Source organism: Krasilnikovia sp. M28-CT-15 (assembly GCF_047159595.1).
Classification (GTDB): Bacteria; Actinomycetota; Actinomycetes; order Mycobacteriales; family Micromonosporaceae; genus Actinoplanes.
Window position 1 is genome coordinate 5,867,724 of the sequence record NZ_BAAGAK010000001.1, and the last position, 15,506, is coordinate 5,883,229.

14 protein-coding genes are annotated in these 15,506 nt (G+C 71.5%); 9 read left to right on the plus strand and 5 right to left on the minus strand.

What is annotated here, in order from left to right; all coding sequences use genetic code 11:
- Nucleotides 1-62: 62 nt before the first annotated feature.
- The 4 genes from ACMCNO_RS26905 to ACMCNO_RS26920 all read left to right on the plus strand — a co-directional run bounded on the left by ACMCNO_RS26905 (nucleotide 63) and on the right by ACMCNO_RS26920 (nucleotide 2,042).
- Nucleotides 63-353 carry a hypothetical protein gene (locus ACMCNO_RS26905; protein ID WP_412752236.1) on the plus strand — a complete coding sequence of 97 codons (291 nt, stop codon included), beginning with the start codon at nucleotides 63-65 and terminating at the stop codon, nucleotides 351-353.
- Nucleotides 354-365: 12 nt separating this feature from the next.
- A complete protein-coding gene (locus tag ACMCNO_RS26910; protein WP_412752237.1) occupies nucleotides 366-884 on the plus strand; it encodes a DUF6879 family protein in 519 nt (172 codons plus the stop codon).
- Nucleotides 881-1,738 (plus strand): helix-turn-helix domain-containing protein, encoded by an 858-nt coding sequence (locus ACMCNO_RS26915; RefSeq protein ID WP_412752238.1) that lies wholly within the window; start codon nucleotides 881-883, stop codon nucleotides 1,736-1,738. The genes ACMCNO_RS26910 and ACMCNO_RS26915 overlap by 4 nt, the downstream gene beginning before the upstream one ends.
- Nucleotides 1,739-1,835: 97 nt before the next feature.
- Entirely contained in the window at nucleotides 1,836-2,042 is a 207-nt protein-coding gene (locus tag ACMCNO_RS26920) for an Imm1 family immunity protein (protein WP_412752239.1), read from the plus strand.
- An 87-nt stretch (nucleotides 2,043-2,129) separates the two neighbouring features.
- Here the strand turns inward: ACMCNO_RS26920 and ACMCNO_RS26925 are convergent, their stop codons facing one another.
- The gene (locus ACMCNO_RS26925) at nucleotides 2,130-2,975 is read right to left on the minus strand and encodes an HAD family acid phosphatase (protein WP_412752240.1); all 846 of its coding nucleotides are present in this window, start codon (nucleotides 2,973-2,975) and stop codon (nucleotides 2,130-2,132) included.
- A 601-nt stretch (nucleotides 2,976-3,576) separates the two neighbouring features.
- On the opposite strand from ACMCNO_RS26925, the gene ACMCNO_RS26930 reads away from it, so the two are divergent.
- Nucleotides 3,577-5,160 (plus strand): TROVE domain-containing protein, encoded by a 1,584-nt coding sequence (locus ACMCNO_RS26930; protein WP_412752241.1) that lies wholly within the window; start codon nucleotides 3,577-3,579, stop codon nucleotides 5,158-5,160.
- 71 nt (nucleotides 5,161-5,231) lie between these two features.
- Here ACMCNO_RS26930 and ACMCNO_RS26935 read toward each other — a convergent pair whose 3' ends face one another.
- On the minus strand, nucleotides 5,232-6,014 hold the full coding sequence (locus ACMCNO_RS26935) for an alpha/beta hydrolase family protein (protein ID WP_412752242.1): 783 nt from the start codon (nucleotides 6,012-6,014) through the stop codon (nucleotides 5,232-5,234).
- 29 nt (nucleotides 6,015-6,043) lie between these two features.
- Nucleotides 6,044-6,409 carry an ArsC/Spx/MgsR family protein gene (locus tag ACMCNO_RS26940; protein ID WP_412752243.1) on the minus strand — a complete coding sequence of 122 codons (366 nt, stop codon included), beginning with the start codon at nucleotides 6,407-6,409 and terminating at the stop codon, nucleotides 6,044-6,046.
- 148 nt (nucleotides 6,410-6,557) lie between these two features.
- Here ACMCNO_RS26940 and ACMCNO_RS26945 point away from each other — a divergent pair, with 148 nt between their 5' ends.
- The 4 genes from ACMCNO_RS26945 to ACMCNO_RS26960 all read left to right on the plus strand — a co-directional run bounded on the left by ACMCNO_RS26945 (nucleotide 6,558) and on the right by ACMCNO_RS26960 (nucleotide 13,613).
- A complete protein-coding gene (locus tag ACMCNO_RS26945; RefSeq protein WP_412752244.1) occupies nucleotides 6,558-7,514 on the plus strand; it encodes a matrixin family metalloprotease in 957 nt (318 codons plus the stop codon).
- Between the two features lie 128 nt (nucleotides 7,515-7,642).
- Nucleotides 7,643-11,977 carry a DUF4157 domain-containing protein gene (locus tag ACMCNO_RS26950; protein WP_412752245.1) on the plus strand — a complete coding sequence of 1,445 codons (4,335 nt, stop codon included), beginning with the start codon at nucleotides 7,643-7,645 and terminating at the stop codon, nucleotides 11,975-11,977.
- On the plus strand, nucleotides 11,974-12,486 hold the full coding sequence (locus tag ACMCNO_RS26955) for a hypothetical protein (protein ID WP_412752246.1): 513 nt from the start codon (nucleotides 11,974-11,976) through the stop codon (nucleotides 12,484-12,486). Before ACMCNO_RS26950 ends, ACMCNO_RS26955 begins: the two co-directional genes overlap by 4 nt.
- A gap of 122 nt (nucleotides 12,487-12,608) precedes the next feature.
- Nucleotides 12,609-13,613 carry an SMP-30/gluconolactonase/LRE family protein gene (locus ACMCNO_RS26960; RefSeq protein ID WP_412752247.1) on the plus strand — a complete coding sequence of 335 codons (1,005 nt, stop codon included), beginning with the start codon at nucleotides 12,609-12,611 and terminating at the stop codon, nucleotides 13,611-13,613.
- On the opposite strand, the gene ACMCNO_RS26965 is transcribed toward ACMCNO_RS26960, so the two are convergent.
- Both ACMCNO_RS26965 and ACMCNO_RS26970 read right to left on the minus strand, forming a co-directional pair.
- Complete coding sequence (locus ACMCNO_RS26965; protein WP_412752248.1) at nucleotides 13,500-14,864, minus strand: MFS transporter; 1,365 nt, start codon at nucleotides 14,862-14,864, stop codon at nucleotides 13,500-13,502. The genes ACMCNO_RS26960 and ACMCNO_RS26965 overlap by 114 nt on opposite strands.
- Nucleotides 14,857-15,465, minus strand: a complete 609-nt coding sequence (locus ACMCNO_RS26970) for a winged helix-turn-helix domain-containing protein (RefSeq protein WP_412752249.1) — start codon at nucleotides 15,463-15,465, stop codon at nucleotides 14,857-14,859. Before ACMCNO_RS26970 ends, ACMCNO_RS26965 begins: the two co-directional genes overlap by 8 nt.
- Between the last annotated feature and the right edge of the window lie 41 nt (nucleotides 15,466-15,506).

Sequence of the window (15,506 nt, forward strand, 5' to 3'; positions counted from 1 at the left end):
CCACGATGTTGCCGCGAATTTCGCGCGATTGTGGCTGGGGAACGCATTCATGATGAATGTCGGTGTCGACCCTCCAGAAACGCTTGACTGGATCGCGGCAGGACGCAACGATTATCGCGCCGAGCAACACCAAGCAACGCATCTTGGGAGACGTCATGCGCTTGAGGTTCCTGGGCACCAATAGTGAGCAGGGCACGTGCCCTGCGCTCTACGAGACGGATCACGGCACCCTTGCGATACAGGGGACACTGATCATGGATCCAGAGGCTTTGGCCGACTGCGTCAACCGCGCACCGGGTGAGGTGATCGTGGAGGTTCCCAAGGAGCTGATGCGGTTCCTTCGAGCGGAGTAAGGGACGACGTTGTTGACCGAGCAGGAGTTGGGCGGTTATCTCACTGGTTTCCGCAGCTCTGCGTTTCGTTTCGAGGTTCGTGACCGCTACAACAGTGATGTGGGGCGCGAGTCTTTTCGGCGGTACCTCGCGGGCGAGCCCGACGACTTCGCGTGGCATCGGAGCTGGATGCGGATGCTGCGCAACGATCGGGAGCAGGGCAAGTTGTGGCAGCGAGTGCGCATCGTGTCTGTTCCGCTGTCGGATTGGAGTCGCTACGCATTGCACGTGGCACGCCTCAGTGTGCAAGCCGGTGAAGACATCCGCTACCTGCCCCGCGACCAAGCCAACCGGTTGGGACTCGCGCCCTACGATGCGTGGATCTTGGACGATCACACGCTCATACATCTGCATTTCAACCATGAGGACGACACGTTCGTCGGAGCCGAGGTGATCGAGGACCGCGAGGTCCTGGCGCGACACCGAGATTGGCGGCGCCTAGCCTTGGATCAAGCGATGTCGCTCGATGACTTCGCAACGACGATGACGTGAGCAGGCCGGCCTCGATCAAGCCCGCGGTAGAGGCGATTGGAATTCGTTTGCGCGACCTTCGCCTGGACGCTGCCATGACCGGCCGACAGCTTGCCGGAACGTGCGGCTGGCAGCCGTCCAAAGTCAGCAAGATCGAGTACGGCAAACAGGCCGCTTCTGAGAGCGACATTCGGGACTGGTGCCTGGCTTGCGACTTCCCTGGCGAGATCCCCGACCTGATCGCCGCCGTGCGGGCGATCGATGCGCAGATTCTTGACTGGCGACGTACTCTGCGCACCGGCACACGTAGGCGACAACAGATGAACATCACCGCCTACGCGCGGACGACACTGTTCCGCGTGTGGGAACCGGCTGTCATCCCCGGTCTGTTGCAGACGCCGGATTACGCCCGCGGCATTCTCAAGACCGTCGTGGAGTTCCATGGCATCCCAGACGATGTCGAGGACGGCGTCGCCGCGCGCATCGAGGCGCAACGCGTCCTGCGCCATGGAGATCGGCGCTTTCTGTTCCTGCTGGCAGAAGCCGCGCTGCACACCCGGGTCGGTGATGTTGATGTCATGCGCGAGCAGTTGCAGGTACTAGTTGAGGCCGCGCGCCGTCCTCGGATCAGCGTGGGGATCGTGCCGCAGGCGGCGCCGTACACGGTCCCCCGCAACAACGGCTTCACCATCTACGACAACCGGGCAGTCACGGTGTCCACCTACACGGCCGAGTTGACACTGACCCAGCGTCACGAGCTAACCGCATACGAGCGCGCCTTCGATCGCCTGCAGGCGTTGGCGGTCCGAGGCAAACCGGCGGAGACCTTGTTCGAGACGGCGACAAAGTCACTACGACCACGAGCGTCGACGTGACGCGACCAAAAGGCTCCGCGCTGCCTTGAACGTGGACGGGGTTCCGCGCGGCCTTCACATGACCGTCGGCCACCCAGTTCGCAACAGAGTCTTCTGGATGGGACCAGGAGACGGGGTCGGCTACGAGCCTGAGCTAGAACCGTGGCTGGGCTACCCGATCGAGTTCGACTACGGGCACCTTCCTACCGAGGAGACGCCAGAAACGTTGCGCGTCAGTAAGTCGAAAGCGCGCGAAGCCGCCCGGGAGTTCATCCGTACCAACGAGCGACCGACGTGCCTTGCGTGGCAGAGCGTGCTCACGTGAGGTGACCGGCGTGCCGGGCCGCCGCCATCCCACGGTGGCCCGGCATCTCGATTCAGCGGCGCGTCTGGGGACCCGTACTGAATCGTGTTATGGCAGGTAGTAGCTGGGGTTGGGCAGCTTGAAGGTCTGGCCGGTGTGCCCGCCCTTGAGATCGCTGAACTGGTCGCCGAAGTCCGCGACGATGTCGTAGCCCAGTGACTCGATGTGGGCACGCGTGGCCGACTTGTAGTGGATCGTGGTGCAGGCGCCGTTCGGGTCCCCCGCACAGGCCTGCTTGAGGTAGCCCGGGTAGTCGGCGAGCGCGGGCTTGGTGAACAGGCCGTCCTCACCGTTGGAGAGCGCGGTCGGCTTCGGGTAGCCCGCATCCACGCCGACCCCGTCGGCGGTCAGGTTGCCCAGCGTGGCCTGCTCCTGGGCCGCACCGCGCCCAGTCAGGAAGAAGATCGCATAGCCCTCACGCTGCGCGGCGGCAGCCATGCTGACCATGCCCGGCACCGCGGGGAACCGCTGCTCGGTGACGAACGTGGCGTTGGTCGCCGGGTTGTACGCCCAGTTGCTGGCGATTTCGTAGTTGTAGGTGGCCAGCGTGGTGTCATCGACGTCGAGCACGATGGCCGGGGTGCGGTAGCCGCGGTGCCCGCGGGCCAGGTAACGCCTGCCCGCGGCGGCCACCCCGCGAGCTTCCTTCGCGTAGTAGCTGTCGTCGGCGAACACCCCGGTGCTCAGCGGGTCGCCGTAGTAGTTGCGGATCTGCTGACGCAGCACGTCGATGTTCGTGATGTCGTCCGCCGAATGCGGCGTCGACGTCTTGATCGCGGGCTGCTGCGGGGCGCCGCTCGTCGCCGCGTATCCGATACCGGCGCCGCCGAGCGCGGCGACCGTGAACGCCACCGCCGCGGTGGCCGCGAGCCGGCGCGAGAAGTGCAGGGTCACGGGGTTACCTCCCAGAGACTGAACGTTGCCTCAGCAACCTAGACCCCGCGGCGGCCATCGTGCAGCCGACCCCGGCCACGATCATCCGTAATTGCGTTGCCCGGCGGATCATCGGACCCGTACGGTTCTTCCTGTCAAACGCGACACCAACACTTCTTCCCGGTGCGCAGGCGCGCGGCTACTTCCTGGCAACGGCTCCTCTGTGAGCCCGGGGGTTCAAGTCCCCCAACAACGCCGACGCCGACCAGAACTCGGGAAGCTTGAGCACAACGGAATACGCACCTCCCCGGTGCGCAGGCGTACGGATACTTCGTGGTTCGACTCCCCGCGCCCGACTCGACGGGCGACGCCCCGGACGGTGGGGCACCGGACGCCAACCAGAACTCGGGGAGCTGCACGCCAGCGAATGCCCGGTGCGAAGGCGACGGTTACTTCCACTTGTAATGGGGGGGTTGCGGGTTCGAGTCCCGCCGGCGGCCCTGGGTCGCCGTAGCTCAATTGGCAGAGCACCACACGTCACCGTGGCCGACCTTGATCTCGGGCATCTCGCTGGCGGGCGGCTCCCCGCCCTCTTTGTCCCACGACGGCGAAAGGAGACGCCATGTCCAAGTTCAACCTCAAGGGAATGCTGCCCAAGCGCGGCCGCGGTCCGCTCACGGCCGAGGCGACTCCCTCCGGCGTCACGTACGAGGGCGGCGCGGGTTACGCCCACGACGCGAAGAGCGAGCTGTTCCTGCTGGCCGTTTCGAACCTCGTCGGCGAGGACACGTTCTACGAGAAGGCCGGCGACCGCGACCGGCGCTACGCCGACCTGGTAACCCGGGTCGCCGTGGACGATCCGGAGTGGACCGCCCGGTTCCTGCGCTGGCTGCGCGGCGGCGCGCACCTGCGTTCGGCGTCGCTGGTCGGCGCGCTGGAGGCGGCGAAGGCGCTGCGTGACGCGGGCGTGCCCGGCGGCCGGGCGATCGTCGACTCCGTGCTGCAGCGTCCGGACGAGCCGGGTGAGGCGCTGGCGTACTGGATGACCACGCACGGCCGCGCGGTGCCCAAGCCGGTCAAGCGCGGCATCGCCGACGCGGCGGCCCGGCTGTACTCGGAGCGGGCGCTGCTGAAGTACGACACGGCCTCGCACGCCTTCCGGTTCGGCGACGTCCTGGACCTGACGCACCCGTCGCCTGCCGCGGACAAGCCGTGGCAGGGCGAGCTGTTCGGGTACGCGCTCCAGCGCCGTCACGGCCGGGACACCGCGCCGTCCGCGCGACTGGCGACCCTGGTCGCCAACGCGGAGCTGCGTGCGGCGGCGACCGCCGACCCGGAGGTTCTCCTGGCCGACGGTGCGCTCGCCCGGGCGGGCATGACCTGGGAGGACGTGCTGTCGCTGGCGGGTTCGACCGTGGCCAAGGACCGGCTGTGGAGCGCACTGATCCCGGGCATGGGTTACATGGCGCTGCTGCGTAACCTGCGCAACTTCGACGAGGCCGGGGTCGGTGACGACGTGGCCGAGCGGGTCTGCGCGCGGCTGGCCGACCCGGCGGAGGTGGCCCGGTCCCGGCAGTTCCCGTTCCGGTTCCTCGCCGCGTACGAGCAGGCTCCGTCGCTGCGCTGGGGTCACGCACTGGACCGGGCGCTGCAGCTGTCGCTGGCCAACCTGCCCGCGCTGCCGGGCCGGTCGCTGATCCTGGTCGACACGTCGGCGTCGATGTCGTCGGGCGGCTTCTCGAAGCGGTCCACGATGAGCCCGGTCAAGGCGGCCGCGGTGTTCGGCGTCGCGCTGGCCGCCCGCGGCGCGCGGGTCGACCTGCACGGCTTCGCCGACGGCGTGTTCCGGCACGACGTGCCCGCGGGCGCCTCGGTGATCCGCGAGGTGGACCGGTTCGTGCGCCGGGTCGGCGAGGTGGGTCACGGCACCCGCATCGCCGATTCGGTACGGGCGACGCTGCGCGGCCACGACCGCGTGTTCGTCATCTCGGACATGCAGACGTTCGCACCGGGCTACGGCACGGGCGACGTGACCGAGGTGGTGCCGCGCGGCACGCCGCTGTACGGCTTCACGCTCGGCGGGTACCGGCGTACCGCGTTCGACGCGGGCACACCGAACCGGATCGAGTTCGGCGGGCTGACGGACGCGACGTTCCGGATGGTCCCGCTGATCGAGGCGGGCCGTAACGCCGACTGGCCGTTCTGACGGCGGCGCGTCCGCCGCGGGGTCTGTACCCCGCGGCGGACGCGCCGTTTGCCCCAGGTTCCGGCACCCGGTCAGCCACGCCGCAGGTGGGTGGCGAACCAGTCGGTCATCGCGGCGTCGACCTCCTTGGCGACCGGCAGCTGCGGGGCCGGCTGCTCGCCCGGGCGTTCCGCCAGCGGATGGGCCAGGCCCGGCACCGTGACCAGACGGCCCTGCGGCAGGGCCGCCGCCAGGTCGGCGGCGTCGGCCCGGAACGACGGGTAGTCGTCCGCGCCGCTGACGACCAGCGTCGCGGACGGTAGTTCGGCCGCTCGGGCCACGAAGTCGAGCCGGGCCGCGGCAGCCCGGGACACGTCGTCCCATCCGTACGGTTCACCCGTCATCGACTCGATGAGCGACACCACCGACGTGGCGCGGATCGCGGCGTTGACCACCGCGACCGCGGCCACCGGCACCGTGCCGGACGCCGCGACCGAGAGCGCCACCGCACCACCGAGCGAGCCACCGACGATGCCGACCGGGCGATCCGCGAACGGGAACCGCGACGCGAGCTCGGCCCACGCCCCGGGAAACTCCTCGGCGGCCTGCCGCACGACCGGGTCGGCGTAGCCCATCATCGGGTCGCGCCGGGACAGTTCGTACCCCTGCGGGTAGGCGCGCCGGCCGGTCCAGGGCATGCCCAGATAGAGCCGCCAGGCGTCCACACCGGCCAGCGGGAGGGCTGCCGCGAACGCCGCGTCGGTGCAGGGCGCGTCCATCAGGTGCCAGGCCACCACCACCGGCGCCGGACCGGCCCCCGACGCGGGCGGCAGCAGCGTGAACGGGACCTCACCGGCCGTACCGTCGATCGTCACGTCCGACAGCCTAGGCGGGTCCCGCCCGGTCAGTCCTGCGGCTCGAGCGTCGAGCGGACCGCCTCGGGGGTGCGGGCGACGACGGCCGTACCGTCGTCGGCCGTGATGATCGGCCGCTGGATCAGGATCGGATGCGCGGCCAGCGCCTCGATCCACCGCGACCGGGTCTCGGCGTCGCGCGGCCAGTCCGCCAGGCCCAGCTCCGCCGCCTTCGGCTCACCCAGCCGGACGACATGCCAGGGCGCCAGCTCCAGCCGGGCCAGGACCGCGGTCAGCTCCGCCACGCCCGGCGGGTCCTCGAGGTAGTACCGGACGGTGTATTGCGCCTGTTCGGCGTCGAGGATCGAGAGCGCCGACTGGCACTTCGAGCACTCCGGGTTGATCCAGATCTCCATCGGCCCACACTCTCACGCCGCCGGTGGCTCCCGGGCCGGCCCGGGTCCGCCAGCCGCCCTGGATCCGGCCCGCACCGCCGATGCCCCGCACCCGAACCGCACCCGGCACCAACCTCATGACCATCACCCATGCGGCGATGGATTCTCCATGGCACGACAGGACCCGGCCCTCCGACCCACGACCGCGGGCCGCGCCCCTTCCCGGTGGCGCCGCCGGCTCGCACTCGTGGCGCTGCCGCTGGCCCTCGCCGCCGTGCCGGGCGCCGCCGCCGCCAACGCCGCGGCGCCGACCCAGCATGTCACCGGCCTGACGGGCAACCCGGCCGCGACCGGCCCCGACCGGGCGGTGAAGCCGCGGGGCAACCCGCGGGCGTACAAGTTCCTCAGCCGCTCGAAGCCGACGGATCTGATCGCCCGCTGGAACCCGTGCCGGCCCGTCAGCTACCGGGTCAACCTCGCCCGGTCGGGCAAGGGAGCCCTGAAGGACGTCAAGGCCGCCCTGCAGCGCGTGCACCAGGCCACCGGGCTGCGGTTCGCGTACCGGGGCACCACCGATGCCGTGCCGTTCGCCATGCCCGGCTACTCGGACGACTACCCGGCTGACACGCAGCTGGTCATCGCGTGGGCGACCCCGGGCAAGCAGAGCACCCAGATTCCCGTCGACGCCGGTGGCCTGGCCGGCATGGGCGGCTCGTGGTGGACGGCTGCGTACACCCGCACCGGCCGCGCCGCCAGCCGGATCACCGGTGGGTTCGTCGTGCTGAACGCCTCGATGCACCTGCCCGCCGGGTTCGGCCTCGGTGACCGGACCGGGTGGCAGGGCACCCGCGGCCAGCTGCTCATGCACGAGATCGGTCACGCTGTCGGCCTCGACCACCCGACGGTGGCCGACAAGCAGGAGATCATGTCCCCGACCATGAGCCGGAAGAAGGCGGTGTGGGGAGCGGGGGACGTCAACGGGCTGCGCGGCGTCGGCAGGTCCGGCGGATGCCTGTACGACCAGGACCCCACCACCGAGCCCGCCGAGCCGACCGCGGCCGGCGTGTCCAGCCTGCCGCACCAGGTCCCCGCGGACGACCGGCACGAGGTGCGCGCCCTGCCCTGACCGTCCCCCGTCCGGGTCGCGGCGACCACGGTTGCCCGGATCGCTGCCCCGCTGGCCCTGGCGACCCTCCCGCACCGGGGCCACGATGCAACCGGCTGTCGGTCGGCCCGAGCGCGGCAGGGGGCGGGATGTTCGACCGCGATCACCAGGCGGACGCGGCACCCGCATCCAAGGATCCGCAGGTCGCGCCGCACCCCTCGGCGCCCGCTGACGCGCTGCGGGCGCTGCGCGCGGGCGGCAACCGGGCCGTGGCCCGCCTGATGAAGCAGGGACCGGACACGCCGGACGGGACCGCCGTGGCAGCCCGGATCGCGGCGCACCGCGGCGGCGGCCGGCCGCTGGCCGACGGCGTCCGGTCGGAGTTCGAGAACGGATACGGCGCCGACCTCGGCGACGTGCGGATCCACGACGACGCCGAATCCACCGCGCTGGCGGACGCGCTGCACGCCCGCGCGTTCACCACCGGGCGCGACGTGTTCTTCGGCGCGGACGGGTACGACCCGCACTCGTCCACGGGTGCCCACGTGCTCGCCCACGAGCTGGCCCACACGCTGCAGGACGGCACGGGAACCCACGCCTACGCGACGGTGACCGACCCGGGCGACCCGGCCGAACGGGAGGCCGAGCAGGCCGCCCGTACGGTGCTGGCGGGTGGGGTGGCGCACCTGCCCGGCACGGACGCCGCCGGTGCCGGGCGGCTGGTGCTGCGGCGCGCCCCGGGCGGCGGCGACCTCAGCGAACGCGACCTGCTGCTCACCGTGATGTTCGGTGGGGACTCGGTGAGCTGGGACTTCCCGATCGCCGAGCTGGACCCCGGCCTGGTCGCGAACCTGCGCGCCGACCCGGCCCGCGTCCCCGCGATCGAGGCGCAGATCGGTGCGGCGCTGCGCGACGACGCGGGGCCGGTGCACGAGAGCCAGACCTACCTGCAGAGCCCGCCGGTCGCCGACGACCTGCGCCGCGACCTGGCGGGCTGGCCCGCCACCCGGGCGCTGCCGCTGTTCAGCGGACGGATCGCGGCGCGCGCCGCCGCGGTCCGGGCGACCCGGCTGCGCTGGCCCCTCGAGCAGAGCCTGGCGGCCTCCGGCACGCTCTGGCCGGGCGACATCGACTGGGCGCAGGAGGTCGCCGTGCTGCGCGGGCACTCCCCCGGCCCGGACCGTACGGTGATCGATGCCGCCCGCAACGACCGCTTCGCGCTCGCGCTGGCCGTGCTGGACGCGGAGGCCCGGACCGGTCCGCCGCCCGCGCCCGGGTTGAGCCCGCACCCGGACCTGCTCGGCCCGATCATCTTCGCCAGGTACGCGGCCACCGACCCGGCCCCGTCGGAGCTGCAGACCACCGAGATGACGCGGACCCACAGCGAGGCGTTCCTGGCCCAGTGGCTGCCGACGATCCGCGACGCGCGGCTGATCCCGGACGGCTTCGACCTGGCCGCGTTCGAGCCGACCGACGAGCTGGACCAGCTGCGGCGGGAGCTGGTGAACCGCTACATCGACGTGGCCGCACCGCGCACGATGGAGAAATACCTGCTCGACCGGTGGGCCAGCGGCTCCGGCAGCCCGGAGCAGTTCATCCGCACCGCGGACATCAACGCGCTGCGGCACGACCTGATCGAGCATCTGGGCAAGGACTTCATGCGGTGGGCGGTCACCCAGCCCGGCTTCCGCGGTGCCTTCTGGTCCGATGTGGGCCAGCGCGCCGCGTACTCCGCGCTGAAGACGCTCGTGCTGGCCGGGCGGGCGCTACAGGCGTTCCACGGCTCGCTGGCCGACCGGTTCTCTTCCGTCGGCGCCGACGAGCTGAGCGTGGAGGAGTTCGCGATCGCCCAGGATCCGTACGGATACAGCCAGAAGATCGCCGCGGTGGCGGCCGCGACCACCGCGCTGACGCAGCACCTCAAGCCCGGGGAGCTGCTCGAACACGGCCTGCTCGGCTGGTACCAGGCGATCGCCGCGACCTGGTCGGCGGGCGGCGAGGACGCGCGCGGGGTCGCCGGGCTGCTGGCGGTGTTCCAGGGCCTGGGCGGGCTGAAGTCCGCGATCGAGGCGCAGCAGACGGCCAGCCGTACGCATATCGCCCTGCGGTTGGATACGAGCTTCGAGGCGATCGCCGCGGTCATCCGCAACGAGGCCCGGGCCGCGGACGAGTTCATCCAGACCAAGTGGATCCCGATGCTCAAGGTGGTCGCCCTGGAGCAGATCACCCGCAACCGCGACGAGATGAAGGAGCACATCGCCAACTGGCCGAAGTACCGGGCGGAGGCGGTGGCGAAGTTCAAGATCTGCGGCCACTTCCTGGACGACCTGATCACCCGGCTCCAGTCCGGGGACGTCGAGTCGGCCACCATGGGCACCCAGGTGCTCACCCCGGCCGAGCTGCCCGCGCTGATCCAGGCCCGCGACTTCATGAAGGGCGAGGCCGCGAAGCTGGAGAGCGACGAGGAGGCGGAGGCCAAGAAGGACGACATGAAGGAGGCCGTCGCGGGCTTCGAGAAGGTCCGCAAGCGCATCCTCAGCGGCGACTACAAGCCGGTCGACTACTCCAAGGCGGTGTACGACGAGGCCCGCGCCCGGCTCGGCATCGCCGGGTACGACGACTGGGTCACCATGGGCCAGGCCCTGGACCGGTGGGCGATCGTGCCGCAGAACCCGTTCCTGGGGTACGCGATCGCCCGCTGGCAGTGGGAGGAGCACGTCAAGCAGCTCGACGACGAGTTCCTCCTCTTCATCGGGCTGGGCCTGCTCACCCTGGCGTCGCTGGTGGTGCCGGGCGCCGCCGGGGTGGTGCTGACCGCGATCGACGTGGCCGCGGGCATCGCGCAGGGCGTGAAGGGCGTCTCCGACGCGTACGCCCTGGTGGACCTGGCCGAACTGGACCCGACCGGCGCGATCGGCGGGGTCACCATCGAGCAGGCGCGGGCGGCCCTGCACACCGCGTGGATCGGGCTCGGCATCAACATCGTGCTGGTCGGCGGGCTGGGCGCGGTGTGGGCCGCGATGAAGCTGGCGGGCCGCGGCGCGGGCAAGATCCCGATGGAGCTGGAACGCCTCGCCGCGCTCGCGAAGGTCAACCCGGTCGCGGCCGAGAAGATGATGGCCCAGGTCAAGGACCTGGTGAAGCTGGAGGAGCTGCTGGCCGCCACGGGCGACTCGATGCTGCTGGAGCGGATGCTGGCCAAGACCGGCGACGTGTGGCACCTGGAGTACGCGCTGATGTTCGGCGAGCCGCGCAAGATCGCCGAGCTGATGGAGCTGGCCGGGGACGCGGGCAAGCTGAGCAAGGTGCTCGACCACGTCCCGGACGCGATCACCGCCGAGCGGCTGCTGCGGATGACCGACGACGCGGAAGGTCTGTCCCTGCTGCTACGCAGCGCCGACAACGCCGGGATCGCCGAGGCGCTGCTGAAGTGGACGAACCCCCGGATGGCCGACCGGCTGCTCGGACTGGCGGGTGGCGAGCAGGGTGGGCTGCTCACGTTGAGCACGTCCGGGCTGTCCCCGGAGACCGCCGCCGCCCTGCTGCCCAGGTGCGACAGCGCGGCCGAGCTGGCCGCCCTGGTCAAGCGGATGGACAAGGGGCCGGAGCAGATCGCGGGACTGCTGGACAAGCATCCGCCGGGCGAGCTGAAGGGCCTGCTGGACCGTGGCATCCGGCCGTCCGAGGTGGAGATGGGGGTCGGCACCCCGGCGCTCGGGGCCCAGCCCACGTTTCCCGCCAACACCATCCCGATGCCGGACGCGTCCCGGGAGATCCTGCGGCAGTACGGCCTCGCCGACCACCCGCTGCTGCAGACGATCCAGCCACACGAGCTGGGCCGGATCCGGACCCTCGCGGACGGCGGCGGACTGTCCAAGAAGGTGCCCGCCGAGGTACGGCAGAAGGCGGCCGAGTGGGCGGCCAACGGCGCCACCAGCCCGGGCAACTTCGTGGACCGGTGGGAGTTCTTCAAGACCCGGGTCGACGACGTGGCGCTGACCCTGGATCCGGCGCTGTATCGCAACCAGAACCTGAAGGTGGTGGCCGCCCGGCAGCTGACCGACGACGTCACGCTGCTGAACACGGTCTTCACCTCGCGGGCCCAGTCGATGCGGGAACTGGGCGGGATCGGCTGGGCCGACCTGGGCGCCCCGGCCGGTGCGGACCTGGTCAAAGGCAACGCCACGAGGCTCAGCTTCGGCAGCGAGGCGAACGCGGCGTACCACCCCGTGAAGCACCGGGCCGAGCTGCCGCTGTCCGAGCGGGCCGCCCCGGACGCCGCCTTCGACGCGCAGGCCTCGGCGTACCTGGCCAGCGCCCGGCGCACGGTGGCGGAGGGGGCGCTGGCCTCCGCGGAGACCTCCGAAGGAGCGACCAGAATGGTGTTCAAACGGACCACCGAGGGGGTCGAGATGACGGCGATGGTCATCACCCGCGACCAGTACGCACTGATCGCCAGCCTGACCGGCAAGGCGATCCGGTGACCGATCGATCCGCCGGAGGCGATCCGGTGAGCGCGGTCGGGCAGCAGGTCGACGCCGCGTTGCGGGAGCTGGAGTTCGCGGCGGCGCACGACGACGCGGCCAGCGCGATCAACGCGCTGACCCGGATCGGGCTGGCCGAGGCCGCGCTGGGATCGCACTCGCTGGCCGGGCCGCGCCGCCCCGAGGACGCCGCCGAGCGGGAGGCCGCCGACACGCTGCGGAAGGCAGCGGCGGCGCAGGGGCCGCTGATCGCCCGGGCCGCCGCCAACGTCGACGTGGCGATGCGGCGCGGCGACGACGGGCTGACCGACGCCCTGCTGGCCCGCTCCGGCTACCAGGTGCTGCTGGACCTGGGGACATGGCCGCAACCGCCGCTGGACGATTTCCACCTCGGCGAGGCCGACGAGGAGCTGGCCGACGCGGTGGCGGCGAATCCGCCGCAGGTCCCGGACGGCATCCCGCGCACCCACCGCTGGTGGTGGCCCGCCGGGGAGGCGGCCGGCGGGTAGGCGGCCGGCGGGTAGGCGGCGCTGATCACGGTTGCGGGCAGCGCACTCGGCCCCGGACGTCGGATGTGGTCCACTGGTCGCCCGGGCTCACCTTCCGCGCGGGCCGACCTGAGGAGCACACCGTGACCGAACCCTCGATGAAGCCGCGCCGACTCATCCACCCGCGCCGCTGGACACCCCCGGCGGCTGCCAAGGACGCGGGCCGGACCGCCCCGCTGGTGGTCGAGCAGCGGCTGGCCACGGGCGCGCCCGGCCCCGAGGATGTGGCGTTCGACGCGACCGGCGGGATCGTCACCGGCACGGCCGACGGCAGCATCGAGCGCATCGACCCGGCCACGGGCGACCGTACGGTCCTGGGGAACACCGGCGGGCGCCCGCTCGGGCTCGAACCGCGCCCGGACGGGTCCGTGCTGGTCTGCGACTACGACCGGGGCCTGCTGCGGCTCGCGGACGGGCGGGTCGAGACGCTGGCCGACGCGGTGGACGGGCAGCGGATCACGTTCGCCAGCAACGTCGCCGAGGCGCCGGACGGCTCGATCTGGTTCACCACGTCGACCAGCGAGTGGCACGTCGAGCACTACCTCGGCGACATGCTGGAGCATTCCAACACCGGGCGGCTGCTGTGCCGCACACCGGACGGCGTGGTCCGTACGGTGGAGTCCGGGCTGAAGTTCGCCAACGGGGTGGTGGTCGCGCCGGACGGCTCGCACCTGTTGTTCGCGGAGACGTCCGGCTACCGGATTCGGCGGCACTGGCTGACCGGCCCGCAGGCGGGCACCACGGACACCCTGGTGGAGAATCTGCCCGGCTTCCCGGACAACATGAGCCTGGGCAGCGACGGCCTGCTCTGGGTGGCCATCGCCGCGCCCCGCAACCCGCTGCTCGACCGCCTGCTGCCGCTGCCCGGATTCCTGCGGACCCTGCTGTGGAACCTGCCCGAGGCGATCCGTCCCGAGGCGACCCCGATCGCCTGGGTGATGGCGTTCGACCTGGCCGGGCAGCTGGTGCACGACCTACGCGGCACGGACTGCGGGTACGGCTTCGTCACCTCCGTCGCCGAACGCGACGGCACCCTGGTCGTCGGCAGCCTCTCCGAGGACGCCGTGGCGGTGATCCGGCTCGGGTAGCCGCTGCATGGTGCGCAGCGGGGAGAACAGCACCCAGACCACCCCGAGCAGGGCGCCGACGCTGGCGATCCACAGCGTGGGGCGGAGCCCCAGCGCGGCACCCAGGGTGCCGCCGATCACGGCACCGAGGGGCCGGACGCCGTAGTTGACGGTGCGTTTGAACCCCGCGACGACGGCGAGCATCGAGGGTGGTGTGGCCGCGGTCTGCACCGAGCCGGAGGTGATGTCGAGCAGCATGACGCCGAGCGCGGAGACGAACTCGGCGGCGAACAGCAGCGTGAGCACCTGCCGGGGTGACCCGCCGGCCAGCGGGACGAGGATCAGCGGGGCCGGGAACGCGACGAGGCCGAGCAGCAGCGCGGGCCCGATGCCGATGCGGCGGCTGATCGGGCCGGTGACCGCGGCGCCGAGCAGCCCGCCGACCGCGCCCGCCCCGATGATCAGACCCAGGGTGCCGGGGGTGAGTCGCAACTCGGTGGTGGCGTACAGCACGAACAGCGCGGCGAAGATGTAGTTGAACAGGTTGAGTGTCGTGCTGGCCAGCAGCATCGCCCGCAGGAGCGGGGAGCGTGCCACGAACCGCATGCCGGCGGCCATCCCCAGGCCCCGGGCGTGCTGCACGGGTTGCTCGGTGACCGGGGTCCGGGACAGCCACGCGGCCGAGGCCAGGTAGCTGAGGACGTCGGCGACCAGGGCGAACGGGGCGGAGATCAGCTGCACGAGCAGGCCGCCGAGGCTCGGTCCGGCCACATAGGACAGTGCCCGGCTGCCGTTGATCAGGCTGTTGGCCCGCACGTAGTCGGGACGGGCGACCAGGGCGGCGAACAGGCTGCTGTGCGCCACCTCGAACACCACCGCGAGGGTGCCGGTCGCGAAGGCGACGGCGTAGAGCAGCGGCAGCGTCAGGGCGTTCGCCCACCACAGCAACGGTACGGCCAGCAGCAGCCCGGCCCGCCCCAGGTCGGCGACGATCATCAGGTGCCGCTTGCGGGGGTGCCGGTCCGCCCAGGCGCCTGCGGGCAGCGAGAAGAACAGGTTCGGCAGCAGTGCGGCGGCGGTCAGGTAGCCCATCTCGGTGGGTCCGGCGCCGATCGACAGCGCGGCGAGCAGCGGCAGCGCGAGCATCGTGACCTGGTCGCCGAAGAGCGAGACGGTCTGCGCGGACCAGTAGCGGCGGAACGCGGTCTGCCGCAGCAGCGCCGGTACCCGCGGCCCGCGAGCCGCAACGGCCAGGGCGACGGGCTCAGCCATGCGCTGTCTCCGCGCCCCGGTCATGCGGACCACGCGGCACCGCCAGCTGGATGAGCTGGACGGCGCGGGAGCCGGGCGGTCGTGTCGCGGGGTCGGTGAGCCGTTGGTCGTAGCGCGCCAGCAGCGCCTCGATCTCCTCGGTCAGCTGGCGCAACTCGGCGGCGGTGACGTGCAGCAGCGCGTCGCTGAAGCCGGCGGCGGCCCGCCACTCGGCCGGTTCGTCACCACGGACCGCGAGGTAGTCCTGCGCGCGCTGCATGAAGCCGCCCAGCAGCACGCTGTTGAGTTCGTCCGCCGCCGACCGCATGGCCGGGTCGTCGGAGTCGTCGTCCCAGGAGGTGGTCTGGGCGGTGGCCCGCCAGGGTCGCTCCCGGCCGTCGGCGCCCGGAGCGCGTTCGGCGAGCCCGTACTTGGCGAGCTGGCGCAGGTGGAACGAGCAGTTCGGCACGTTGTCGTCGAGCTGGGCCGCGGCCTGGGTCGCGGTCATGGGGCCTTCGGTGCGCAGCAGCCCGATCAGGCGCATCCGCAGCGGGTGCGCATAGGCCCGCAGCGTGCGCGGGTCGGTGAGCTTGACCGTGCGCTCGGTCTCGTCGTCGGACATACCCTAGAGCTTGCTTTAGAAAGACTTCTTTAGCAACCCCT